The organism is Sutcliffiella rhizosphaerae (assembly GCF_917563925.1).
Lineage (GTDB): Bacteria > Bacillota > Bacilli > Bacillales > Bacillaceae_I > Sutcliffiella_A > Sutcliffiella_A rhizosphaerae.
The window spans coordinates 43,392-66,884 of sequence record NZ_CAKJTJ010000019.1; the positions used below are offsets into that span (position 1 = coordinate 43,392).

At 35.8% G+C, this 23,493-nt stretch carries 24 protein-coding genes; 15 read left to right on the forward strand and 9 right to left on the reverse strand.

Going from position 1 to position 23,493, the window contains the following annotated elements; all coding sequences use genetic code 11:
* Position 1: 1 nt before the first annotated feature.
* Complete coding sequence (locus tag LRP81_RS15390; RefSeq protein WP_230502633.1) at positions 2-2,347, forward strand: ABC transporter permease; 2,346 nt, start codon at positions 2-4, stop codon at positions 2,345-2,347.
* 553 nt (positions 2,348-2,900) lie between these two features.
* Here the strand turns inward: LRP81_RS15390 and LRP81_RS15395 are convergent.
* On the reverse strand, positions 2,901-3,428 hold the full coding sequence (locus tag LRP81_RS15395; RefSeq protein ID WP_230502635.1) for a GNAT family N-acetyltransferase: 528 nt from the start codon (positions 3,426-3,428) through the stop codon (positions 2,901-2,903).
* Between the two features lie 523 nt (positions 3,429-3,951).
* On the opposite strand from LRP81_RS15395, the gene LRP81_RS23480 reads away from it, so the two are divergent.
* The 4 genes from LRP81_RS23480 to LRP81_RS15410 all read left to right on the forward strand — a co-directional run bounded on the left by LRP81_RS23480 (position 3,952) and on the right by LRP81_RS15410 (position 6,015).
* Positions 3,952-4,185 (forward strand): YcxB family protein, encoded by a 234-nt coding sequence (locus LRP81_RS23480; protein ID WP_399207852.1) that lies wholly within the window; start codon positions 3,952-3,954, stop codon positions 4,183-4,185.
* Positions 4,186-4,676: 491 nt separating this feature from the next.
* Complete coding sequence (locus tag LRP81_RS15400; RefSeq protein ID WP_230502637.1) at positions 4,677-5,261, forward strand: hypothetical protein; 585 nt, start codon at positions 4,677-4,679, stop codon at positions 5,259-5,261.
* A 36-nt stretch (positions 5,262-5,297) separates the two neighbouring features.
* The gene (locus LRP81_RS15405; protein ID WP_230502639.1) at positions 5,298-5,519 is read left to right on the forward strand and encodes a hypothetical protein; all 222 of its coding nucleotides are present in this window, start codon (positions 5,298-5,300) and stop codon (positions 5,517-5,519) included.
* A gap of 118 nt (positions 5,520-5,637) precedes the next feature.
* Entirely contained in the window at positions 5,638-6,015 is a 378-nt protein-coding gene (locus LRP81_RS15410; RefSeq protein WP_230502641.1) for a hypothetical protein, read from the forward strand.
* A 16-nt stretch (positions 6,016-6,031) separates the two neighbouring features.
* On the opposite strand, the gene LRP81_RS15415 is transcribed toward LRP81_RS15410, so the two are convergent.
* The gene (locus tag LRP81_RS15415) at positions 6,032-6,313 is read right to left on the reverse strand and encodes a hypothetical protein (RefSeq protein WP_230502643.1); all 282 of its coding nucleotides are present in this window, start codon (positions 6,311-6,313) and stop codon (positions 6,032-6,034) included.
* 376 nt (positions 6,314-6,689) lie between these two features.
* Positions 6,690-7,301: a hypothetical protein gene (locus LRP81_RS15420; protein ID WP_230502645.1), complete on the reverse strand. Its 612-nt coding sequence runs from the start codon at positions 7,299-7,301 to the stop codon at positions 6,690-6,692.
* 279 nt (positions 7,302-7,580) lie between these two features.
* Between LRP81_RS15420 and LRP81_RS15425 the strand changes: the two genes are divergently transcribed.
* The gene (locus tag LRP81_RS15425) at positions 7,581-7,982 is read left to right on the forward strand and encodes a hypothetical protein (protein ID WP_230502646.1); all 402 of its coding nucleotides are present in this window, start codon (positions 7,581-7,583) and stop codon (positions 7,980-7,982) included.
* Positions 7,983-8,198: 216 nt separating this feature from the next.
* Here LRP81_RS15425 and LRP81_RS15430 read toward each other — a convergent pair whose 3' ends face one another.
* Together LRP81_RS15430 and LRP81_RS15435 are read right to left on the reverse strand one after the other, a co-directional pair.
* Positions 8,199-9,137: an RNA polymerase sigma factor gene (locus tag LRP81_RS15430; protein ID WP_230502648.1), complete on the reverse strand. Its 939-nt coding sequence runs from the start codon at positions 9,135-9,137 to the stop codon at positions 8,199-8,201.
* A 382-nt stretch (positions 9,138-9,519) separates the two neighbouring features.
* The gene (locus LRP81_RS15435) at positions 9,520-9,915 is read right to left on the reverse strand and encodes a cupin domain-containing protein (protein WP_230502650.1); all 396 of its coding nucleotides are present in this window, start codon (positions 9,913-9,915) and stop codon (positions 9,520-9,522) included.
* Between the two features lie 386 nt (positions 9,916-10,301).
* Between LRP81_RS15435 and LRP81_RS15440 the strand changes: the two genes are divergently transcribed.
* Positions 10,302-10,814: a YehS family protein gene (locus tag LRP81_RS15440; protein ID WP_230502652.1), complete on the forward strand. Its 513-nt coding sequence runs from the start codon at positions 10,302-10,304 to the stop codon at positions 10,812-10,814.
* 51 nt (positions 10,815-10,865) lie between these two features.
* On the opposite strand, the gene LRP81_RS15445 is transcribed toward LRP81_RS15440, so the two are convergent.
* Positions 10,866-11,309 carry a hypothetical protein gene (locus LRP81_RS15445; RefSeq protein WP_230502654.1) on the reverse strand — a complete coding sequence of 148 codons (444 nt, stop codon included), beginning with the start codon at positions 11,307-11,309 and terminating at the stop codon, positions 10,866-10,868.
* Positions 11,310-11,431: 122 nt separating this feature from the next.
* Here LRP81_RS15445 and LRP81_RS15450 point away from each other — a divergent pair, with 122 nt between their 5' ends.
* The 3 genes from LRP81_RS15450 to LRP81_RS15460 all read left to right on the forward strand — a co-directional run bounded on the left by LRP81_RS15450 (position 11,432) and on the right by LRP81_RS15460 (position 15,097).
* Entirely contained in the window at positions 11,432-12,508 is a 1,077-nt protein-coding gene (locus LRP81_RS15450; RefSeq protein WP_230502656.1) for a Gfo/Idh/MocA family protein, read from the forward strand.
* 356 nt (positions 12,509-12,864) lie between these two features.
* Positions 12,865-13,416 carry a histidine phosphatase family protein gene (locus tag LRP81_RS15455; RefSeq protein ID WP_230502657.1) on the forward strand — a complete coding sequence of 184 codons (552 nt, stop codon included), beginning with the start codon at positions 12,865-12,867 and terminating at the stop codon, positions 13,414-13,416.
* Complete coding sequence (locus tag LRP81_RS15460; protein ID WP_230502659.1) at positions 13,385-15,097, forward strand: pyruvate kinase; 1,713 nt, start codon at positions 13,385-13,387, stop codon at positions 15,095-15,097. The genes LRP81_RS15455 and LRP81_RS15460 overlap by 32 nt, the downstream gene beginning before the upstream one ends.
* On the opposite strand, the gene LRP81_RS15465 is transcribed toward LRP81_RS15460, so the two are convergent.
* Positions 15,078-15,854 carry an alpha/beta fold hydrolase gene (locus LRP81_RS15465; RefSeq protein WP_230502661.1) on the reverse strand — a complete coding sequence of 259 codons (777 nt, stop codon included), beginning with the start codon at positions 15,852-15,854 and terminating at the stop codon, positions 15,078-15,080. The two genes, LRP81_RS15460 and LRP81_RS15465, sit on opposite strands and share 20 nt — an antisense overlap.
* Positions 15,855-15,859: 5 nt before the next feature.
* Positions 15,860-16,447, reverse strand: coding sequence for a TetR/AcrR family transcriptional regulator (locus tag LRP81_RS15470; RefSeq protein ID WP_230502663.1), 588 nt, complete (start codon positions 16,445-16,447; stop codon positions 15,860-15,862).
* A gap of 138 nt (positions 16,448-16,585) precedes the next feature.
* Here LRP81_RS15470 and LRP81_RS15475 point away from each other — a divergent pair, with 138 nt between their 5' ends.
* The gene (locus LRP81_RS15475) at positions 16,586-17,143 is read left to right on the forward strand and encodes a thioredoxin family protein (protein WP_230502665.1); all 558 of its coding nucleotides are present in this window, start codon (positions 16,586-16,588) and stop codon (positions 17,141-17,143) included.
* A 43-nt stretch (positions 17,144-17,186) separates the two neighbouring features.
* On the opposite strand, the gene LRP81_RS15480 is transcribed toward LRP81_RS15475, so the two are convergent.
* Positions 17,187-18,377, reverse strand: a complete 1,191-nt coding sequence (locus LRP81_RS15480) for an ROK family transcriptional regulator (protein WP_230502667.1) — start codon at positions 18,375-18,377, stop codon at positions 17,187-17,189.
* 145 nt (positions 18,378-18,522) lie between these two features.
* On the opposite strand from LRP81_RS15480, the gene xylA reads away from it, so the two are divergent.
* The 4 genes from xylA to LRP81_RS15500 all read left to right on the forward strand — a co-directional run bounded on the left by xylA (position 18,523) and on the right by LRP81_RS15500 (position 23,348).
* A complete protein-coding gene (gene xylA / locus LRP81_RS15485) occupies positions 18,523-19,848 on the forward strand; it encodes a xylose isomerase (protein WP_230502668.1) in 1,326 nt (441 codons plus the stop codon).
* A gap of 13 nt (positions 19,849-19,861) precedes the next feature.
* Positions 19,862-21,361, forward strand: coding sequence for a xylulokinase (gene xylB / locus LRP81_RS15490; RefSeq protein ID WP_230502670.1), 1,500 nt, complete (start codon positions 19,862-19,864; stop codon positions 21,359-21,361).
* Positions 21,362-21,528: 167 nt separating this feature from the next.
* On the forward strand, positions 21,529-22,443 hold the full coding sequence (locus LRP81_RS15495) for an ABC transporter permease subunit (RefSeq protein WP_230502672.1): 915 nt from the start codon (positions 21,529-21,531) through the stop codon (positions 22,441-22,443).
* A gap of 11 nt (positions 22,444-22,454) precedes the next feature.
* Complete coding sequence (locus LRP81_RS15500; RefSeq protein WP_230502674.1) at positions 22,455-23,348, forward strand: ABC transporter permease subunit; 894 nt, start codon at positions 22,455-22,457, stop codon at positions 23,346-23,348.
* Positions 23,349-23,493 lie beyond the last annotated feature (145 nt).

Here is a 23,493-nt window from a genome sequence, read left to right on the forward strand (position 1 = left end):
GATGAATGTTTTGCATCTTGCCCTAGCGAATATTCGAAAGAGTAAATCTGCAGCGATTTCATTATTTATATTCATATTAGTTGCGGCACTGCTCCTTAATGTTGGTCTCACAGTTATTAGTCAAATCCATGCATTTTTTGATGATAAAGTGGCGCAACTAAAGGACCCCCATGTTTCCATTGTAATGGATAAGTCAAATTATGATTCCACTTATGAGGATTATTTTACGGATTATCCTGGGGTCACCGAGGTAGAAGCAGAAGAAATTGTAAGCATGGAAATGGCGAAATTTAATTACGGAAATAGTGATTTATCAAGTAGTGTCATTATTCTCAATGCTGATACAGATCGAAAAATAGGACCATTAACATTTGTAGAAAAAATAAACACACCAAGTGCACAAGATATTTTTGTGCCTTATAGCTTTAAAACAAATGGTGGCAATAAACTAAATGATGAAATAACCATTACTTTTCAAGACAATGACTACACATATCGTATTGCTGGGTTCTTCGAAACAACGATGATGGGAACAAATAACATGGGTGTAATGAAATTTATGTTACCCCAAACCCCCTATGAAAGGTTAACAAAAGAACTAAATGAGCTAACAGATGGAGTAATCCTGTCCGCAGTGATGGAGGACGTAACACAATCAGCAAAGTTGGAAAGGGATTTTATTCAAACCTATCAACAAGCTACAGAAGGAGTAGCAAATGCTTATATTCGTGGATTGAATGTGGAGCTAGTTAAAGCCGTTAATACTTTGACCATTAACATCATTGCAACTATACTAGTAGCCTTTGCAGCTATAATAGTCCTCGTTTCACTTATTGTTATAGGTTTCCGTGTTTCTAATAGTATTGAGGATGGTATGACGAATATAGGAGTATTTAAAGCAATCGGCTATACAAGCAGGCAAATTATTTCCTCTTATATTCTGCAATTTATCATTATTGCTTTTTGTGCGAGTATAGTTGGAATCGCGTTGTCATATGTATTCATGCCCTTTTTTGGAAATTTAATTTCTACCTTATCTGGACTAATTTGGCAACAAAATTTTGATTTCTTCATTAATATAATTTGTATTTTCCTTATTATGTTTTGTGTGACAGTCGTTACACTATTATCCTCCGGCCGTGTTAAAGGAATTCTGCCTGTTGCAGCCCTTCGTGGAGGTGTTTTGACCCATAGCTTCAAAAAAAATTATTTTCCACTGGAGACGTCGAGAGGTGGGCTTCATTTTTTACTTGGTAGTAAGTCACTTGTCATAAATGCTAAGCAAAATATAATGATACTACTCATCATCATAGCGTTAACCTTTGCTTCGGTATTCTCAGTTGTCCTTTATTACAATATTGCTTCAGATAAAACTGCCTTTATTAACCTCTCAGGAACGGAACCTGCAAACGTGTATATCTCTGTACAGCAGGATTCAGATATAGGGCTACTGAAAGAAAATATAGAAAAGATGGATCATGTATCAAAGGTAAGAGTAATAGATTTAATTGAAACAACTATTGAAGGACAATCGGTCTATACAAACGTTACGGATGATTACAGTTTATTAGAAAGTAATACTGTGTATGAAGGTCGTCAGCCAAATCACGAAAATGAAATATCTATCTCCTGGGTCGTATCAAACCAAACAGGTAAAGAAATTGGCGATATGGTTGAAGTAGAGTATGGCAACGAATCGAAAAGCTATTTAGTAACTGGACTTAGTCAATCCTTTGGAAATGAAGGGACTGTAGCATCAGTAACATTTGAAGGAATTCAACAATTAAAACCAGATTATGAAGGCTTCACCCTCTATGTATATCTAGATGGGATATCGAACAAAGAATTTATTAGCAACATTCAATCAGAATATGGAGAGCATATTTTTGGAACGATAGATATCGATGAAAATATTGAAAGCCAAACAGGCATGTTTACTACAGCAGTATTAACTGTAATGATAATAGTCCTAATCATTACCGTTCTAGTAGTAGTAATGATTCTATATTTAGTAATCAAAACGATGATTATTAAACGTAGGAAAGAGTTCGGAGTAATGAAAGCTATCGGCTACTCTACCATCCAACTAATGAATCAAATCTCCATTAGCTTTCTCCCAGTAATTATTTCAGGAACTGTCATTGGAGGTGTGCTAGGCTATTTCTTCACAAACCCCATGCTCTCGGTATTACTATCAAGCGCAGGAGTTAAAAGCTTGGATTTTACAATCAGTCTTCCAATTATTCTTTTACCTTGTGTAGGGATACTTGTTTTAGCCTATCTAGTCTCGATGTTAGTTTCTCGACGAATTAAGAAAATTTCTGCTTATAGTTTGATTACGGAGTAGGATAAATTACTTGAAAACTAGTAATTGTTAATATACGTTATCAACCAAAGGGACTGCCCAAAAAGTACTTTCATCGAGCAGTCCCTTTTAGCAGGATATTTCTGCTGTTTATCTCTGCTATTAGTCTCGCTTTCCAAGGGCCTTGAGCCTTCACTCTTCGTTTGGGGACTTAAGACTACTGCTACTTTAGAAACTTCGGCAGCATTTCATCACACTCAGGAAATTCTTGCATTTTCAAGGAGCCTTCGCATTTTGTTCTGATAATGAGCTAAAACGGCTTAGTCAGAAAGAAAACATCGTCTGTATTTTTAAAAAGACGATGTCGTTTATCCTAGCCTATTCCTATTAATGATAGTTTCTTATAGTACATCCTATTCTGGTTTTAAAAAGGTTTGCGATGTTGACTTGAACTGTCTATCCTAACCTGAATTCTTGAGACATAGATTTATAATGTAGAAATATTTAGATTTGTAGAAGCTTTAAATATTTTTTTAACTATCTTCTTTTAGTGTCTCAACAAACTCATCTTTTGTTAATCCAAACAAAATAAAATCTAATATTGTCCGTTTATATATACTACTTGTCGGCGAACACCTTCTTGTACACAACCGAGTTTTTTCATCATCTTAGCGGAACCAACATTTCCTTCAAGAACATAATCATTGAATTTATTAAGTCTTCGTTCAAGGAACGCATATTTTAAAAGGATTCTCATTGCGCTTAAGCCGTAACCCTTTCCCCGATATTCTTTATCAACAACTATTCCAATACTAAACGTCCCATTTCTTTCATCAATACTATTTAAATTAATTCCACCAATACTCGTTCCATCAATATTTTCAATAGTAAACATTATTCTTCCATTTGTTGAAGTGAAATCAGCATTATCCTCTGTGAACTTTTTAGAACCTGGTATTGTAGGAGGAAGCTCAATGGCACATTCCAATAGACGTCGAGCAGGTGTATCAAACTTACTAGTATAGTCTTCTTTCCAATCTTCAGGCTGAATAGCACGCAATCTAACTTTATCATCTTGCCAAAAATAATTACTATAATCTATTTTTCTCTTCATATCTTCCATATTCATTAAGCTCCTTAGTTAATATGTGTATTTTTTACATGCCTTAATGTTCGACACTGTAATAAAAGTCCTTTAAATTCCATTGAACTATGAGATTGAACATCTAAAGAAAAGTTAAGAGTAGATTATAAAATAAAACCAATCCTACATACTCACCATATCTATCTTTGTGATAAACTGATATTAACATTTTATGAAAAATATGGAGGAAGATAATTTGGAAAATAACATTGAAATACAAGTAAGTGGGACTATAACATTAGAGGATTTTAAACAGCATAATACATATCACATTGAGAGATTTATTAAAATTAGTTATTTTGTACTCTTTTTTATTTTCTTTGCTCTATTTTCTAGCCTACTATTTTTAATTGAGGATTTTCTAATTAATTTTATACTATTTATAGTAAATACAATTGTAGCCTTAATACTGTCTAGTTTATTAATATTATATACCTAATTTATCCATAGATGGAAAGTAGTCAAAGAATTTAAAAGCGATAAACTAATACAACAGCCAATTATCTATACTTTTAATGATGATTCCATTATTCAAAAAAGAGGTAAATCTAGAAACTTCATTGAATGGTCTGAAATTTTAGTAGTTCACGAGAGGAAAGAGATGTTTCAATTATATATTTCCAAGAATAAAGCAATATTGTTAAACAAAGGTTTTTTTTCGTCCCTTAATGATAAAACACAATTTAAAAAAATTATGACTGAACACATTAACCCTGATAAGATAAAGTTCTTATAGAATGATAAAACAAATAAAAACATTAAAAACCCACGAAAATGTCAAATTAACTAACATTTTCGAGTTTTTTTTATTTTACTATTACTTAATATGATAAAATTATAATATGGAATATAATTCTATATTTGTTATTATATTGTGGTTCTGAAGAAAGTCACATTGTCTGCGGGAGAGTGTTTATGAGCAAAACTAATATAGCCATAAACGGTTTACCGGAATTTTTGTAACCGTTTTTTGTAGCATGTTATATGGAATTAGTGGAATACGAGAAGGTTCTACAAATGATGCGTTCATACTAATTTGGTTATTTGTTTGGGGACTTGGGTTAATCGTCCAATTTATGAAGATAAACAAGGTTATAGGGTTGGTTATTACCTTTATTCCTGTGGTTTATTTTATATATATTTATGTAATGGCAATGTCATTATGAGCTGCCTTTGTTAGTTTAAGTTTTGTAAAAGCTCCCAGCTTTTCGGAGGATAGGATTAAAGATGGAGAAAATGAATCAAATTGTAGATCTGTTAAGGAATAATGATTTATTAGAGGATGGAAGTATCGAGTTAAAACGGTTAAAAAGCGGTACAACCAATGGGGTTTTGTATACGATCATAGTAAATAAAAAACCAACATATGTGGTAAAAATAGATGACCCAAAAATTATCATTCCAACTCAGGAGTTTTTCCATGCATACAAAGAAGTAAAATTGTTACCTAATGTGCTGTATGCAGATGAAACAAAAGAATATATTGTATATACGCATATTCCAGGACAAACACATGTTAATCGAGGGTCTAAAGTAGCATGGATGACTATTTTAATAAAACAATTATTTAATAACTACAAAAGAATAGAAAAGGATATCCCATGGGGAAGAGTGAATGGAATACCTAGAAAATCCTGGTCAGATTTTAATCAATCTAGTTTAGAGATTGCCAAAGAGAACATTGGCAATTTATTTCCTGAAAAAGAGCATAAAAGAGTAGAAGGCCTAGTAAATGAAATGAAAAAATATCATTCTTATGATGAGAAGTTTTATTTACACGGAGATGCGGGAGTTCATAATTTAGTCTACTAGGAAAATCAATTACAAGGAATTATTGACCCATCACCATTGATTGGTCCCATAGTTTATGATTTTACCTATGCGTTTTGTTCTTCTCCAGATAGTCTTGATATTAACACATTAATGTCTCTATTTGAGCTCTGGGATGGCCATACTTCTTTTTCGAAGGAGCAAATAATCAATGAAGTAATTTTCCAGTTGTATACACGAATTGGAGTATGTATGAAAGTACATCCTCATGACCTTGATGATTATTTGGAGGCGTTCTAATTTTTGAATAAGGGGAAAACACGTGAAATTTTATAGGATAAAACAGTCATTGGTATTTTTAGTATTAATTATTTTTGCTATAGTGGCAGACTTTAATATAGATAATTAGTTACTGACAATGGAAGATAGCATCCTAAAAACACTAGTGGTTGTCGTTTCTATCTCTATCGTTTTGTTTGCTTGTAATCAACTGTTGTATAATTACGCCAAGAAAGAAAAATCCTTCATGAAGCACCGTAAATGGGACAAGATGTTTATCGTCATATTTATTTGGTTAATCTTTTCTTTTTCTCTGTTTATCCTGCTCTTTATAATGACACCGTTAGAAGGGTCAATTCTTCAACATGCTTGGTTGATGTTTATAGTTGTCTATTATTTCTTATTTTTCATTCATCTATTTGTTCTATCGATTGTTCACAAAATAAATTCTTCAGCCTTAATAAATAACCACCCATTGGATACATGTGGGTGGTTATTTGATGAGCTATTACAGTAATATACATATTTCTCTCTCAAAACTTTGCTTTAAAGAATTGGATAATATGCTTACCAGCGTTGGTTCGAAATATAATAGCTATTATGTATGCAACTGCCCCATAAAAAATACCACCTACAATGAACCCCCAGAATAGTTCTCGGCCTGCTCTTTCCTCATAACCATCCCAAGGACTTTCACCATCTAAGATTTCGAATAAACCTATGCCATATTTAAAATAGGCTAATACCAATCCTAAAAAGCCTCCAATAATCATCCCAATAATAATAAATCTAAATAACGTATTAAACCTAGACATATTTAAAATCTCCCTATATAGATTAAATATTATTTTCTTAATTATTTTATCGGTACTTGATGTTAGATCTTTACTTTTTAGTAAAACAAACACTCACTGGGAGGTTAATACAACGTAAAGATATTGTATAGGTATTAGACTTAATCAAATGTTTTCGGTTAATATTTGGCTATTTTCTTGAACATTGCTTAATATATCCGTTAAATATTTTTCGAAAACAGGGAGAAGGTTAAGATTGACCATAGGAATAGGTATACTGATAATGTTGCAGGAATCTCATGTAATTAGACAAAAAAGCCTCCTAAAATCAAAAGAAAACATTAGGAGGCGTTGAAAAATAATTTTAATAGTAAAAAAGTGTGAGAGCTACCTGTTCTTAATTCTTAGCAACATCAACAGATACGACTGTCTTACAATTATGAGCTGGATAACAATCCATTGCGGGATGTAAGTAGATTACACGCCATTGTCCTATCGGCTGATACCCTCGTTTATGCATTTCACTTTTCATAGTTTCATAAACTTTTTCCACATCCTTATAGTGACCAACATGAAGCTTTTGTGCAGTCAAGGTAGGAGGGCGCTTCACAAATGAAATCGTAGGTAAATCCTTTACACGCAATTTTTTCTTTACTTTTTCTTTTGCTCGTTCATACATTTCTTCGGTAGCGCGATCTGATACTAACATCATTTGATCTACCACCCACTTACCATCGGTAGTCTTTTCATGCCAAATATATTCTGGTGGCATTAGTTTGAATTTATATTCAAGCTCTACTTTAGAGATTTGTTTTATCTGATTGACAACTTTCCAAGCTAGCCATCTTTCGTCGATAGGTTCCGGTCTCCCATCCCAATCCATATTGTAAGAGGTGACCATTCGCTGTGAAACATATTTCAGCTCTGGTAGTGGCTGAATCACTAGCTCTTCTTTTTTAGGTAAGTAAGTTTCTGGATATTTCTTCCGATAGTCATACGTTTTTAACATGTAACACTCCACTCCCCTTTAGTTTTGAGATACTACATTTATGTTGAATTTCTTTTGTTGAGCAACCTTTTTAAATATGGGACCAGTTAATTCTTGGATTTTTAAAATCAAAAATATGTAAAGTTGTTTAACATATTTTAACATATAATTACAAAATAAGAGAAGGACGAAATTGACTCTGCTTGAAAGCTAATTGAAAAAATAGTTTATAAAAAGAGAAACTTTATGATTTACGTACCGTATAGTAAGTGAGTGGAAATAAAATACAGGAGGCCTGTGATGAGAAAATTTATTACGTATTTTTTCTGGACGTTATTTATTGGGAGTGTTTTCTATTTTGGTTTAATGTATCAAGATCATTTAATAAATGAGGCACGAATGAACTTCAATATGTTACCTGCAGTTATCTATGCCACATTATTTCCAATATTGCTTGGGATATTGCTGCGCTTACCAAAATTGTTAAAAGAAATAAAAGAGCAAAAAGAATGGTCAGTTAATTGGATAAAGTTATTAACAATCGGTCTCCCTACTCTATATATTGCAATTGTTCCACCACTTTCCTTTTCAACTTCAAGTTTCTACCTCCCGTTTACAATGCAAATAGTACATTTAGATGTAACAACAGTAGTAGGTTTGATTTTCGGTTATGTGTTACTCGATAGTTTAAAGAAAGAATAACATTTGTAGCAAACTTTTCGACGAAGAACAAAAGCCCTTATGTAAAAGAGGCATCTTTAAGCCTATAGGCTTTGGGACTCTGTTGTTATGTACCTCTTTTTATTTTTGGCATAGTGTTAATAACAAATTGCTAGGTTGTTAGTGAAGGGTCCATGATAATGAAAAAAAACCTTTTGAAAAAACAAAAAAGGGACAACCATTGTCATCCCTAAAAACTTAGCTCCAATTTACTGGTGGTTTTACTAATTGTACCTTTAATCCAAGTTCTTCTGCTGCAGCTAAAATAAATTCTTTTCTGAAGAAATAACTTTTATGACTTACTATTTTTCCATTTTCAATCTCTTGCATTTGAATGTCATGTAGTTCAAGACCATGATCACCATTCGTTAGCACAATAATTACTGGTTTGCCCCATAGAATGATTTCTTTAGCTTTATGGCCAGGCAAACCAAATCTTAGAGACCCTTTCAGCATTTCATTTTTAGAAAATTCTTGGAAACCAAAAAACGCTTCATTTTGTGCTTGCTCACTAAATAATTTTAACATGCTATTTAAATCTCCATTATTAAAGGCTTCTAAGTAGGCTTGGATGGTTACGTTATGACCTGGAGTATTTATTTTCGTTTTGTTTATCGAAAAATCCACAGAAGCTATTTTTCTTCGGGCACGTTGCACGGCTGAATACACACCTCCAGGAGTGCTTTTGACAATCCCAGCTACTTCTTCTGCACTAAATTGAAAAATATCCAATAATAGGAATGCTGCTGTTTGTTTAGGGGTTAAATTCGATTCTAACGATGTTAGGATTTCTTCTAGAAATAAACGATCCGAAAAATCAAGATTTGGTTCAGGTACTTCATCTAATGTTCCTATTTCTCTTTTTAGCTTTCTACACTGATCGAGCCAAGTATTTGTTGCGACTCTGAATAAGTAGAATTTTTTGTCTGTAATATCACTCCATCGTTGGGGAAGTAATCCAAAAGCTTTTATCATAGTTTCTTGATAAAGATCTTCTCCATCCCAAGGGGAACTAGTGACGTATTTACAATAATTCCATAGATCTGATGAATAAACTGAAACTATTTCTGCAAATTCATTTCTTAACTTTCGAGCTTCCTCTACTAAAAACTTGTTAATATTATTTATTTGATCCATATTATTTTCCTCCTAATGTACTGTACTTTCGATAAAAAGACGTTTGAAAATAAAGAAATTATACGGCTAAGTAATAAAAAATACCAAAATTGCTATTTTGGCAAAAAAGAGACAGTATTACATGATATTTAAGTAATGGGCGGTAATATGGAATCACTAATGAATTCAAAAGAATTCATTAAGAATATCCATATATATACTGTTGCATCACAGGCGTAAAAGCTAAAGGGTGTGGAGGGTCTCTGAGCAGGTAGTTAAGAGAATTGCTGTGGAGAAAATGGTTTCCTTAAATAAAGAAAGGAAATGAAGGGAGCAGTGGGGACTTTTCTAACTGCTTCCTTATTTATTGAAGAACCGCCTGATTTATGTGTGAAAAGAAAAGTTATTCCAATCTATTTTGATTATCCTGATACCATTGCACAATCTTAGGCATCTTTTCTTCAAATCCACCTGGTATAAAAATATTGAGAACACTTTTATTCGTAAAATCGTGGATTGTTTTTGCAGGTATACGAAGGAATGAACCTTTAGGAGCTTCAAACGTGTTGTCTCCAATGAGAAAAGTCATCACACCTTCTAGGACATAAAACAACTCTTCATTTTCCTCGTGAGAATGCGGACCAGGTCCATCGCTATGTGCATCTAACCACCATTCAGAAACGCTGTACCGATTATTCGTTTCCTCACCATCTGCAAAAAACACACTTGACAAAGAACCCATATTATACGTGCGACCTGAGCCATTCGGGACAAATAAAATATCCTCGTTATTTTTCATTAAAGTACACCTCACCTTATTATTTTTGCGCTACTACCTAGTTCTACGTGAGTAACTGTAAAATCCTTTTTGATAATACCAGATTTTTAAAAGTTGGTGCGAAACTTCCACAAGTTGATGCGAAAACACGCGGAATTGATGCCAAACTATGGACTCTCATTGCTGGAGGACCAATAAATAGGAGAATAAATCCGAAATAAGGAATATTAAATCCGAAATGCACGATAATTAATCCGAAGAGGTAATTAATCCCAATTAACTAATATTAAATCCCAAACCCCAATTAATAAATCCTAGCCACTATCAAAGCTCTCGGTTGCTATGTGAGTTCGCACGCCTTTTCTGTTAGAATGATAAAAGCGACATTTAATTAAAGGAGTAAAATTATGACAAACAATGACATTCTAATTAGACTAAGATATGCACTTGACCTAAAGGACAAGGAAATGGTGGAGATTTTCGAGCTTGGTGGCGTGGAAGTAACTCTCGAGGAAGTCCGAAAAATCCTTACAAATACAAGAGATTTTGAGTCGGAAGAAGAGTATGAGGATGCAGTGGAAGCAGGGGACATTATCCCAGTTAATAACAAAAGGCTGGAGTCATTCTTGAATGGTTTTATTACGTTCAAGAGGGGGAAACAGGAGCCGAAGCCTGGACAGCCAGAGAGACCAGCTTTCTCTGATGAGCCTGCTAACAATATTCTTTTGAAAAAGGTGAAAATAGCTTTAGCCTATACGACCGATGATATTATCGATATTTTAGGTGAAGCTGGTGTAGGGATTACGAAAAGCGAGCTTGGAGCGCTTTTAAGAAAAAAAGGTCATAAGAATTATAAAGAATGTGGAGATAAATTTGCTAGAAACTTTTTAAAAGGGATGGCATTGAAGTACCGCGACTAAAAGTAAAAGAAAAGCCTGTGCATCTTATGAAACTTCTGATGCGCAGGTTTTTTATTTGATTAGTTCCTTCATCGTTTGTTTTGCTACTTGATTTTTTGGATCGATGGCAAGTATTTTCGTTGCTATTTCCTTCGCTTCCGCATCTCTCAAAACTTTGTCAGGAACGCTATGAAGAAACAAGAGGTTTTCCATAAATCCAACGTCTTGATAGTCGGTTAACTCCGCTGCCTTTTTGGCATGATGCAAAGCTGATTGATAAGCTCCTTCGATATGACAAAGTGGCTGAGACAATAGTAAGTAAGCCAGATCATGAAGTTGTTCATTTTCGTTTTCCGATAGGAGGGATACAACAAATGAATAGTTCGTAATACTTAACGTATCAAAAGTGAATTCAACTAACTTATCAAAGGATTCCTCCTCAGTCATGTTATGAAAAATGTCTTTTGCTTCAGAAAATCTCCCGGTAATAATAAGCGATTCTAATGGATGTTCCATCTGTTTATTCACCCTCGAAATAATAGTTTTTTATCTTATCAACAGTTTAAACCAAAAAGGACAAAGGAAATGGTAGAAGTTTGTCGAAATTAAACAAGGAATTGATGTAAAGGGGTATGATCATGAGCAAAATTAAAGTCGGTATTATTGGTACGGGTTTTGGAGCTAAAGTACATGCTCCTGTTATGCAAAGCCATCCGGGTTTTGATGTAGTCGCTATTGCGAGTGTAGCAAGAGGACGTTTGGACGATATAAAAGAAGAAACAGGAGTCACGAATGTTTATGGCAACTGGCAGGACATGCTGGAGAAGGAAGAGCTCGATCTTGTTTCTGTTGCGTCTGCTCCATTGTTACATCATGAGATGGTAGTAAAGTCGTTGGAAAAAGGCAGTCATGTATTGTGTGAAAAACCAATGTCCTTTGATTCCAATGAAGCGGAAAATATGATAGAAGCGAGAAATATAGCTGGGAAATTGGGCTTTATTAATTTTGAATATCGCTTTTTACCTGCTAGACAAGTAGTGAAACAGTTGATAGACAGTGGAAAAATAGGCAGATTAATGCATGTGGATTTTTCCCTGAATATTGCAGGTTACGAAAGATATGCTACTAGTAAACGTGGCTGGTTAAGTCAGAAGGATCAAGCAGGAGGAATGCTTGGCGCAGTCGGATCTCATCTAATTGATTCTTTATTGTGGTGGACAAATGATAAAGTAGCGTCTATTTCGGGTCAGTTGAGTACACATGTACCAGAATTTACAGATGAAAATGGAGAGATAGAAATTCGTACGGCAGACGATGCATTCCAAGCTATTGGAAATTTTGTTGGTGGCGGGACGTTTTCAATCGGTTCCAACATTGTTGTCCGTCACGCAGAAGGCTGGGAACTTGCCGTGTATGGGACAGAGGGTACGATAAAGATGTCTCAGGACAATAAAGTATTGATGGGTCTCGGAAACGAACCATTAGAGGAAGTAGCACTAGAGGCAGAGTTGCCAATTCCAGAAGGCATGAATCCTGTTGCAGCTGGGTATTACAATGCGTTTTATCGTTCACTAAATGAAGTCCATCAAGCAATTTCAGAAAACAATATTAATCCTGATTTACCTCTATTTGAAGAAGGGCATGGGGTTCAAAGAGTCCTTGATGCTATTAGACAGTCACATGAAGAGAAGAGAGTTATTGAAATAGAGCAATAAGCGAAAAGGGTATTTTATAAAGTCCCTAAAATTGAATAGTGATAATTACCCTGCCTTTATGGATACTTTATTTGTGTAAAGTGGACAGAAAGGCAGTTTTTTGATTGTAGCAACAGACGAAGCCTCCTTGAAATGCAAGTATATTCTAAGTTTCCAAGGTTTCCCTGGTCCAATGGTGTAGAAAACGAACATGCCTTTATACACAACAATTTTTTTAGGGGCTGTAAATTATCCATTAATCATGACTTTTTGAACCGTCCTTTGTTGTATGTGAAAGAAATTAGGTAATATTTTGGTTTTCTTATTATAAATTGTATATAGGGAAAATGGATCTTTATAAAAGGAGACGGGCATAGATGGCACCATATAAAGTTGTAATGTTTCGTCACGCAGAAAAAGCTGATAATGATGGTTTAAGCCCAATAGGAAAATATAGAGCTTGTATGCTTTCCAATTTATTAATACAGAGATATCCAAGTATGAAAGGAATTTATGCTGCTGGGGTAGGTCCAGGAGATAGTAGTGTCCGTAAGGTTCAAACGGTGGCCCCGTTAATAAGTGAAATGGTGTACTTGAATCCAAGTATTGCAATGAATACAGTTTATTTGAAATACGAGTATGTGAAGGCAGCAGAAGAAATTAAAACGAATCCTACTTTTAACAATCAGATAGTCCTTGTTTGTTGGTCTCATGCCACCTTACCGCTTTTCGCAAAAGAGCTTGGTGCTAGGAATGTCCCAAAAATTTGGCCGATTTACCGCTTCGATATGTTATGGGAAATCCATATGAAAACAGGGATTTTAACACAGATTCCGCAGCTTTTGCTATGCGGCGATAGTTGTGTACCCATTATCAACCTGGAGAGGAGGGAGCGGAATGGAAGAAAGCTCAATACAGATGATACTTGAAAAAATAAGATATTACTTATTGGAGCATTTACCAAAAGGAAGAATGACTGAAAATAAAGTGAAAAGCTATGAGAACCTTTTAGCATATTTAGTTTGTAGAAAATATGGAATGGAAGAATGGAAAAAGGTACTACTGAAAGGAGGTATTACATTAAATCATAAAGCAGTTATGTATAGTTTGCGGCAAATAATAGCCAGACAGGAAAAAGCATTGGAACAGAAGCCCATTACTCCTCAAGAAGCAGATAAACAATTAGACACAAATAAAAAGAAGGTTCATTTTCATCAGGAAAACGGCTTCTTTCCAGTAATGGTCACCTTAGATGTCAGCATGCTGAAAAACCGTGAAATCTTTAGGAAACTAATGGAAGCAGGTATGAATATAGCCCGAATAAATTGTGCACATGACGACTCTGCAGTTTGGGAGGAATTTATTAAAGAAATAAAGCTGTTGAATACACAAGTCACTCATTCTTGTAAAATATATATGGATTTGGCTGGACCTAAAATTCGCTTAGGAAAGTTTAGGCGGGAGCAAAAGCAATTGAAGATTAAAATTAAAAATAGTGTGAGCCAAGTGGGACTGATTACGAAAAGTGATGAGATAACGACAGTTAGAAAAGGAAAGTACCCTTTTGTTTTGGCGGTTGATACAACCATTGATTTTTTACAATATAAAATAGGAGAACAGCTGGAGCTAAATGATGTAACTTTTATTATTGTGAAGATAGTAGATGATGAGAGTTTCCTAGCTTCCATTCATGAATCTGTTTCAATCGATGAGAATTCAAAAATCACTTCCAGATTAGGTTCTTTATTAGTAAAAAATATAGAAATGGTCCCGGTTGAGCTAAGAGTTCGCTACGGGGAAATTTTAAGGATTCATAGACAAGAGGAGTATTTAGGACATGGTGCTACTGCTACACTTCCTGCCACTGTATCTGTAAATCTACCAAAAACACTTCATAATATTCGAGTAAATGACAGGGTGTCTATTGATGATGGTAGGGTAGAGGGGTTCGTATTGGAAATGAAAGAGAGATATATTGATATTCAAATAACCTCTAAAAATAGGAAGACATTTACGATAAAGGAAGGGAAAGGGATTAATTTTCCAGATTCATTAGTATTTCTTAATGTTGCTGCCATTACAAAAAAGGACTTGCACGATCTCCAATTCATTTCTAAATATGCAGACATTATAGGGGTATCCTTTGTACATCAAGCAAAAGATTTGCGGATGGTTCATGAGAGATTAAATATGCTGACAACACGAAACATCCCACTAATCGCCAAAATTGAGACGAAGGATGCTGTAACTAGGCTGCCTGCTATTTTGAAAGAAGGGCTGACCTTGCCGGCATTTGGTATTATGATTGCAAGAGGAGACCTGGCGGTGGAAGTAGGTTTTGAGCAAATGGCGACCGTTCAAGAAGAAATATTAAAAATAGCGCATTCAGCCCACATCCCCGTCATTTGGGCAACACAAGTCCTCGAAAGTTTAACGAAATATGGGCAACCGACTCGTGCAGAGATTTCCGATGTTTATTTAGGTAGCCGTGCACAATGTATTATGCTGAACAAAGGTGAATTTATTGAGGACTCCGTAATTGCCCTACAACGCATTCAAACACATATTCAAGAATTTAATGGGAAAAATACTATTCCCATCTATTCATAAATTGAGTAATATAATCTGTCACTTCCTCAGGATTATCTCGGTTTGTCAAATGATGGGCATTGGTAATCGTAAAAAATTCCGCATCCATAATATTTTTTGCCAAATATTGCTGTTGTCTTCCTACCATATTATCTTTATCACCATGCAAAATCATGGTTGGGCACTGGATTTTGTGTAAATCATGTCTGCTCTCCATTCGTAAATTGCCTGACCAATGACGTAGGAAATTATCTTTCGTCATTTTTGAGAAAGCCTCCATTACAAATGCATGGTTATCCGGATTGATTTTGGAGATGATATCTGCTGTCCATTTTGACGTGTAGTGAAACGGTATAAAACGTAAACTAAGCTTGCTAATTGGTGTAGAATATTTTTCAAACCAATTAAAGCTATTTGTAAATGGGGTGCCAATCAAAATTAGTCCTTTTACTCTTTCTGGGTAACGCACAGCAGTTTGAATGGAAATATGTCCACCCATGGATAAGCCACATAAGACTGCTGATTCGATTCCAAGATAGTCGAGTAGGGAGATTAAATCTCTTGAAAAATCTTCTGGATCTACATCGCCAAGTGGTAAGCTAGAATTCCCATGTCCCCTTACATCCCAAACGATCGTCTGATAGTTTTTAGACAGCGGTTTTACTTGGGGATCCCATTGCTTATGATACATAGAATGGCCATGGGTAAATATAATGGGTTCTCCTGTTCCGTTTATTTCATAATAAAGCTTTATACTGTTCACTTCAATAATTGGCATGGTATTCACTCCTTTGTTTTCAAAATTTTATCAAAGCAATCATCTAGCCATTCCTCCAAGGTTCGAGAGCTATCATTGAGCCAAATCATGAGTGACCCTGCAATCGCTGCTTGAAGAACACGAGCTGTCGTTCCAACTTCATGGTTAGTGAGATTTATAAGTTCTCCGTTCTTAATAGCTGCCTGAAGAAAATATTGCACCTCTTCATCAATTAACTGCAATCTCTGTTTGGAGCGCTCCAGTAAATCTGTGTCTGAAACAGATTCAATAAATAGTGAAGTAATATTTGCAAGTGTCTTCGCATCATCTACTTTACCTAGTGATTGAATGAAAAGTGTTTTTATAGCATTTAAACTAGAGCCAGGTTTTGAGCGAGTAACAGCAAAGCTTTGGCTTGTGATATTTATTACGGTATCCATATAGAAGAGGAGGACGTTTTTTTTAGAACCAAATCGTTTGGAAAGTGAGGCAGGTGAGATATTGGCTTCCTTTGCAATAGTATCTAATGTCAGTTTTGCGTAGCCATATTTGCCTAACGCTGTATGAATTCCTTGGAAAATTCGCTCATCCGAATACTCGCGAGGTCTAGCCATAGTGGAAATACCCCCTAATTAGTAAGTGGTTAATTACTTACTAATATGCTGTAAGACTAATTTTTTGTCAAGTAGATTTCTTTTCATATAGAATTGTAAGAAGTATACTACTTACAGTGATTAGAAAAGAGGGATAACATGAAACCTGAATATCAATTTTTTCAAGAAGGTAAGTCCATTCAAACCTATATGGATGAAATGAGTATGTTAAAAGAAGAAAGCTTTACTGTTTATGAGAACTTCCAGTTGCCTAACGACGGACTTTCGGAAGCGTTGATGGAGAAGCCAATTCAGCTGTTAACTATTACAGAGGATTGGTGTGGCGATGCGATGATGATCAATCCGGTTATTCGAAAAGTGGCAGAGTCAGCAAATATAGATGTTCATGTTGCCTTACGAGATGAGGATACTAGTTTAATCGACCGCCACCTAACAAACGGAGGACGCGCTATTCCAATGATTTTGATTTTCAATACACAAGGAGAGCTCATCGGGAAATGGGGACCACGAGCACCTGAAGTTCAACAAATAGTTGACGATCTTCGTAGTGCCTTACCGCCAAAGGAAGATCCTGCTTTTCCAGAAAAACAAAAGGAAGTCATCGCAACTTTACGAGAAAGATACAGTAGCGAAGAAAAGCTATGGAGCTATGTGTATGAAAGCTTTAAGGCTACTTTGCTTGATGTCATCAAATAAGGGAGGGGTAACCTCCCTTTTAGTGTGTATTTGTAGTTCAAATTCAATAATTAAAATCCTGTAGATCAATGGTTAAAAAGCTTTCACTAGCATAAGCTGCAACACCTAAGGCAGTCGAATGCATCGACAATTTTGAGAAGTCGATGCGCAGATCCTTTTGATGTGTTTTTAACGAAAGTTCTTGCATGTTTGTTAATGTTGCTTCCAACCACTTGGAGGAAGAGGCAAGCCGATTGCCGATGATCACCTGCTCCGGATTAAAAATGTTAATAATGTTCGTAATTCCTATCCCCAAGTACTTACCTATTCGTGTAAATTCTTCGATTGCATCTAGATTCCCAACTTCAGCTAGTTGATTTAATACCTCTAAAGTAGGCGCTTTGTCATTTTCGTCCTTGATGTTACTTTGTTTGGCATTCTGTACCAATGCATGTTCAGAGGCATACAATTCCCAGCAACCTCTATTACCACAGCTACATTGTTTTCCATCCACTTCAATTGCCATATGACCAAGTTCACCAGAAAATCCATGGAAACCTTTATAAAGCGCACCATTTAATATAAGCCCAACACCAATTCCGATTCCTACACTTACATAGACAATGTTCTCGCAATCCTTCCCTACCCCGAATTTTTTCTCACCGTATGCACCTGCATTTGCTTCATTTTCAATAAGTATAGGCACATTGTATTTCGTTTCCATGACTTCTTTTAAATGAATGTTTCTCCAATTCAAATTTGGAGATAAAAGAATTTCCCCATCTGTACTGACTGTGCCAGGAACACCTACGCCTATGCCAATAATTCCATAAGGGCTTGCTGGGGCAGAAGAAATTAATGCATCTATTATCTGAAATAATTCCATTTTAATATCGTCAAAACCTAATCCTTCAAAACGACTCATTTTCTCTTTACAGATGTTTCCCTGAAAATCTGTTAGGATTCCAAGAATATAGTTGACCCCGATGTCTACACCTATGGAGTACCCAGCCTTTTCATTAAATAGGAGCATCACAGGTCTACGTCCGCCGCTTGAAGTTCCTGGACCTGATTCTACAATTAAGTTTTCATTTAAAAGTTCTTGTACTTGTGAGGAGACAGTCCCCTTATTTAGTCCTGTTTTGTTGGCAACATCTGCTCGTGATATAGGAGTCAATTCTTGAATAGTTTGAAGCACCAACGATTTATTTCCTTTTCGAACTACTTTTTGATTGTATGTATGAACCATTTTCATAACTGTACTCCGATCCACCTATCATTTTTTATTAGTTTACCATTTATTAAGTAATAATTATACTTAGTTTATCCGTTAGACAAACTAATAAAGCGTTGCTATAATCGAATGTAAGCATTTATCTATTTTTAAAGGGGGATATACTATGTCTTATTTTTCGAATATTAACAAAATTAATTTTGAGGGCTCTAACTCTACCAATCCGTTTGCATATAAATTTTATAATCCTAAGGAAGAAATAAACGGCAAAACAATGGAAGAAATATTACGGTTTGGAGTTGCTTACTGGCACACCTTCACGATGGATGGCTCTGATCCATTCGGAACCGGGACAATGATCCGTTCTTGGGACAAATTTTCTGGAATGGATTTAGCGAAGGCAAGAGTTGAGGCGGCATTTGAGTTTTTTGAAAAGCTAGACATTCCATTCTTCTGCTTTCATGATGTGGACATAGCTCCAGAAGGAAGCTCCTTAAAGGAATCCAATCAAAATTTAGATACAATTGTAGCGATGATAAAGGATTACATGACAACAAGTAAGACGAAACTCCTTTGGAATACGGCAAATAATTTTACTCATCCTCGTTTCCTGCATGGAGCGGCTACTTCCAATAATGCAGATGTATTTGCGTATTCTGCTGCAAAGATTAAAAAAGGATTGGAAGTCGGGAAGGAACTTGGTGCGGAAAACTATGTGTTCTGGGGTGGTCGTGAAGGATACGAAACCTTGTTAAACACAAATATGAAACTAGAAATGGATAATCTCGGACGCTTTTTGCATATGGCAGTGGATTATGCAAAAGAAATTGGCTTTGATGCTCAATTTTTAATTGAACCAAAACCGAAAGAGCCAACGACACATCAGTACGACTTTGATGTAGCAACTGGCTATGCGTTTTTACAACATTATGGATTGCAGGATTACTTCAAATTCAATATCGAAGCCAATCATGCAACATTGGCTGGACATACTTTTGAGCATGAATTGCACTATGCGCGTGTACATAACATGCTAGGTTCTGTAGATGCTAATCAGGGGGATCCGTTACTAGGCTGGGATACAGATGAATTCCCAACAGACTTGTATTCTACAACTCTTGCAATGGTTGAAATTCTTAAAAATGGTGGTTTAGGTCGTGGGGGATTGAATTTTGACGCAAAGGTTAGAAGAGGATCCTTTGAGCCAGAAGATTTATTCCACGCTCATATTGCTGGTATGGATGCTTTCGCTGTTGGACTAAAGGTTGCTCAAAAGTTACTAGATGATAAAGTGCTAGATAGAGTGATGGAAAGTCGTTATAGCAGTTACCAAGAGGGTATTGGGTTAGAGATAGTAAACGGGAATACGAACCTTCATCAGCTAGAAGCACATGCGTTAGGGCTTGGCGAAGTACAGCAACAATCTGGTCGTTTAGAAAGTACGAAAGCTATCATTAACCAATATTTATTAACTGCTTTTGCAGGAAAATAAGTGAGGGAACTTCATGAAATATGTCATTGGGATTGATTTAGGCACAAGTGCTGTGAAAATTTTGCTTGTCGATCAAAAGGGAACTGTGGCACAGGAAATCTCGAAGGACTATCCACTAATTCAGGAGAAAACAGGCTACAGTGAACAGGATCCAAACACATGGGTAGATCAAACGGTGGTTGGGTTACAAGAACTTGTTCATCATTTCGATGGGCAGATAGAAGACATTGAGGGAATTAGTTTTTCCGGTCAGATGCACGGATTGGTATTACTTGATCGGAGCAATGAAGTGTTACGACCTGCTATTCTTTGGAACGACACCAGAACGACCGAACAATGCGAAAAGATATATCGGTTAATAGGAGAAGAACGTTTACTATCAATCACCCAAAACCCAGCCTTAGAGGGATTTACCTTACCAAAGCTACTTTGGGTAAGAGAGCATGAACCAGAAATATATGCAAACGCGAAAACCTTTCTATTACCAAAAGACTATTTACGCTACAGGCTGACAGGTTCGATAGAGATGGATTATTCAGATGCATCTGGAACTCTATTATTAGATTTTAAGGAAAATAAATGGAGTAAAGAGCTTTGTAATCTACTAGATATAGATGAAAAGCTTTGTCCCCCATTGGTTGAATCTACTGCAGAGGTAGGAAAAATTACCGTGGAAGTGGCTGAGGCAACAGGGTTATCCATGTCAACTAAAGTGTTTGCAGGTGGTGCGGATAATGCCTGTGGTGCTATTGGATCTCGTATTTTGGAGCAAGGGACCACCCTGTGCAGCATCGGAACATCAGGTGTAGTCCTTTCTTATGAGACAGAGAACACAAAAGATTTTCACGGCAAGGTTCATTATTTTAATCATGGAGCACCAGATGCGTATTACACGATGGGAGTTACGCTTGCAGCGGGCTATAGCCTCAGCTGGTTCAAAGATGTTTTTGCTAAAAACGAGAGCTTTGCAGAACTTGTAAGCGAGGTAGGGAAGGTTCCAGTTGGTTCAAACGGACTATTATTTACTCCGTATCTTGTTGGGGAAAGAACTCCATATGCTGACTCCTCCATTCGTGCTAGTTTTATTGGGATGGACGGTTCTCATGAGAGGAAAGATTTTGTTCGTGCGATAATGGAAGGTATTACTTTTTCCTTGCATGAATCCATTACGGTTTTCCGTGACCATGGCAAAGAAATAAATACAGTTGTATCGACAGGTGGCGGAACAAAAAATGAGGAATGGCTGCAAATGCAAGCCGATATCTTTAACGCGAAAGTAGTGAAAATGTCCAGCGAACAAGGTCCAGGTATGGGAGCAGCTATACTAGCAGCCTATGGATGCGGTTGGTTTACTTCATTAAAAGATTGTGCAGAAGAATTCTTGAAGGTTGAGAAGGAGTATTATCCAATAGAAGATAATGTGGAGAAATACAAACGCCTATTCGTTATTTACCAAGAAGTTTATAAGCAAACGAGTGAAATAAATAAAAAGCTAGTTGCGTTTCGGAGATAGTATTTTATGAGATAAGGGTGGGGGGAATGTGAGAGTTCCTTACCACTTTTTTTATGGAAAGGAAAGAGGGATGGTTACGTTTTACTGATTTATATAGTCCTTTTATCATATTTTTGTGCTATTATTTAGAAAAGAAAGAATAGTATAAATATTTTTAAGGGGGAGCTATGGGAAAAGAATTATCTAAAATATCCATCGCTGTGTTGTTGGCTGTTTTGGTACTTGTATTTATAGTTATGTTTCCTAGAACACCACTGATTACTGCTGAAGGTGTGGGACAGGTAATAGATTATCAATATTACTTTAGCATGGATGAGTATAGATCAAATGTGCTCAATTTTTTCAAAACTGTTGGTCAAGAAAGATCACTTGGTGGAACGCAATATCAAAATAAAAGTGTAGAAGATGAACTGATGCATTATTTTCCTAAGAGTTTAAAGGTAGTAATTCCTGCCTTTTTTATTAGTCTTATTCTGGGAATGGTAAAGGGGATCTTTGATTATCGAAACACTTACTCTAAGACCAATATCTTTGGAAACGGGACTACTTGGTTATTTCAATCTATTCCTGATTTTTTTCTTGTCATTTTCGCATTCTTTTTAGCTCTTAAGTTTATTCCTAACATGGGTCTTTTTAGTCAATCAAATTGGTACAATGTTTGGGTCATTGTATTTTTAATTTCCCTATATCCAATCATGTACGTAGCAAGAATAATGTCTGTTTCCCTGCTGGCACAAGATGGGAAGGACTATATCAAAGTTGCAAAATCAAAAGGGTTGACGTTTCGCCAAGTAATAAACCGCCATATGCTTCGCAACAGCTTCCGAGACTTAAATCGTCATATTCCAACAGTGATGATTATTATCCTGTCAAATCTACTAATGGTGGAGTATCTTGGAAATTATCAAGGTGCGGCTTATCGTTTGTTTATTGCTTTAGGTGGTGTTCAAACTACAATAAGGCCATTTATGCCTCCAAATTATGAGGCGGCTTTAATCCTTGGCATCGGACTTTGTTTTTTACTTACCATTTTATGCACCCACTTTATTCGATTATTTTTCACATGGAAGCTTAGTAGATAGGAGGTAGCTGTATGTTGCAGAATTTCTATATAAAACTAGGAGGCATTATGCTCCTCCTATTGTTGGTAGTTACTTTTGTGTTCCCATTTTTTCCATCCATTCAAGAAGGATTAGAAGGAGGAAGGGTAACATTTTTAGAAGATGGAGGTTTAACAACAGCACCTTACCCTCCTTCTCCAGAATTTCCTTTAGGATCTGACCGTGATGGGAGGAGCCTTATCAGTGTATTAGTGGTTGGGGCTAAAGATACGCTACTTATTATTACATTAATTACAGTTATACGTTATGCAGTAGGAATTATACTTGGAGTTATGGCCTCTTTTGGTATTAGAATGGTTAATTCCTTACTAGATACATTCGATCAGATGTTTTCAAGTTTACCTGTTGTTTTCTTTGCAGTACTATTACTAAATTTACCTTTCCTACTCTTTATGGATAATCGATTTATTGTAGTCATTATTATTATAGCTTTAATTGAAGTAGGAAGGGTTGGTGTGACAATTAAAGACCAAATACTTTCTATAAAAAAAGAACCATATATAGATGCAGCTATTACAGTCGGGGTATCTCCTCTAATAATGACCAAAAACTACTACATTCCCAACTTGTTGCCAACACTAATCATTAACTTTTGTTATGACCTCGGCCGAATCGCCTTGATTGTTGGACAGCTAGGTGTGTTTTCTATATTCGTTACCCAAGAGTTTGTTCAAGTGGATGCGGGCTATGGAAAAATCGAAAATAATAGCTTAAATTGGGCTACCTTATTAGGGCAGGCAAAAAAGGATATCTATACTTCCTATTGGATTCCGCTCACAGCGGCAATGGCAATTCTTTATTTAATTCTCACCTTTAATATTCTTGGTGAAGGATTGAGAAGAGTGTTTGAGCGGAAGGGAGTATGAGAAAAGAACACCAGACATTTCATGGAGGGCACTGAAAAACTCCAATATTTATTAAAGGCAGTTGAAAGTTAAATGAACTTTCAGCTGCCTTTTTATTTTATAATATTGTTATCAAATGTATGTAGGTGGTATCCAAGTGATTTCA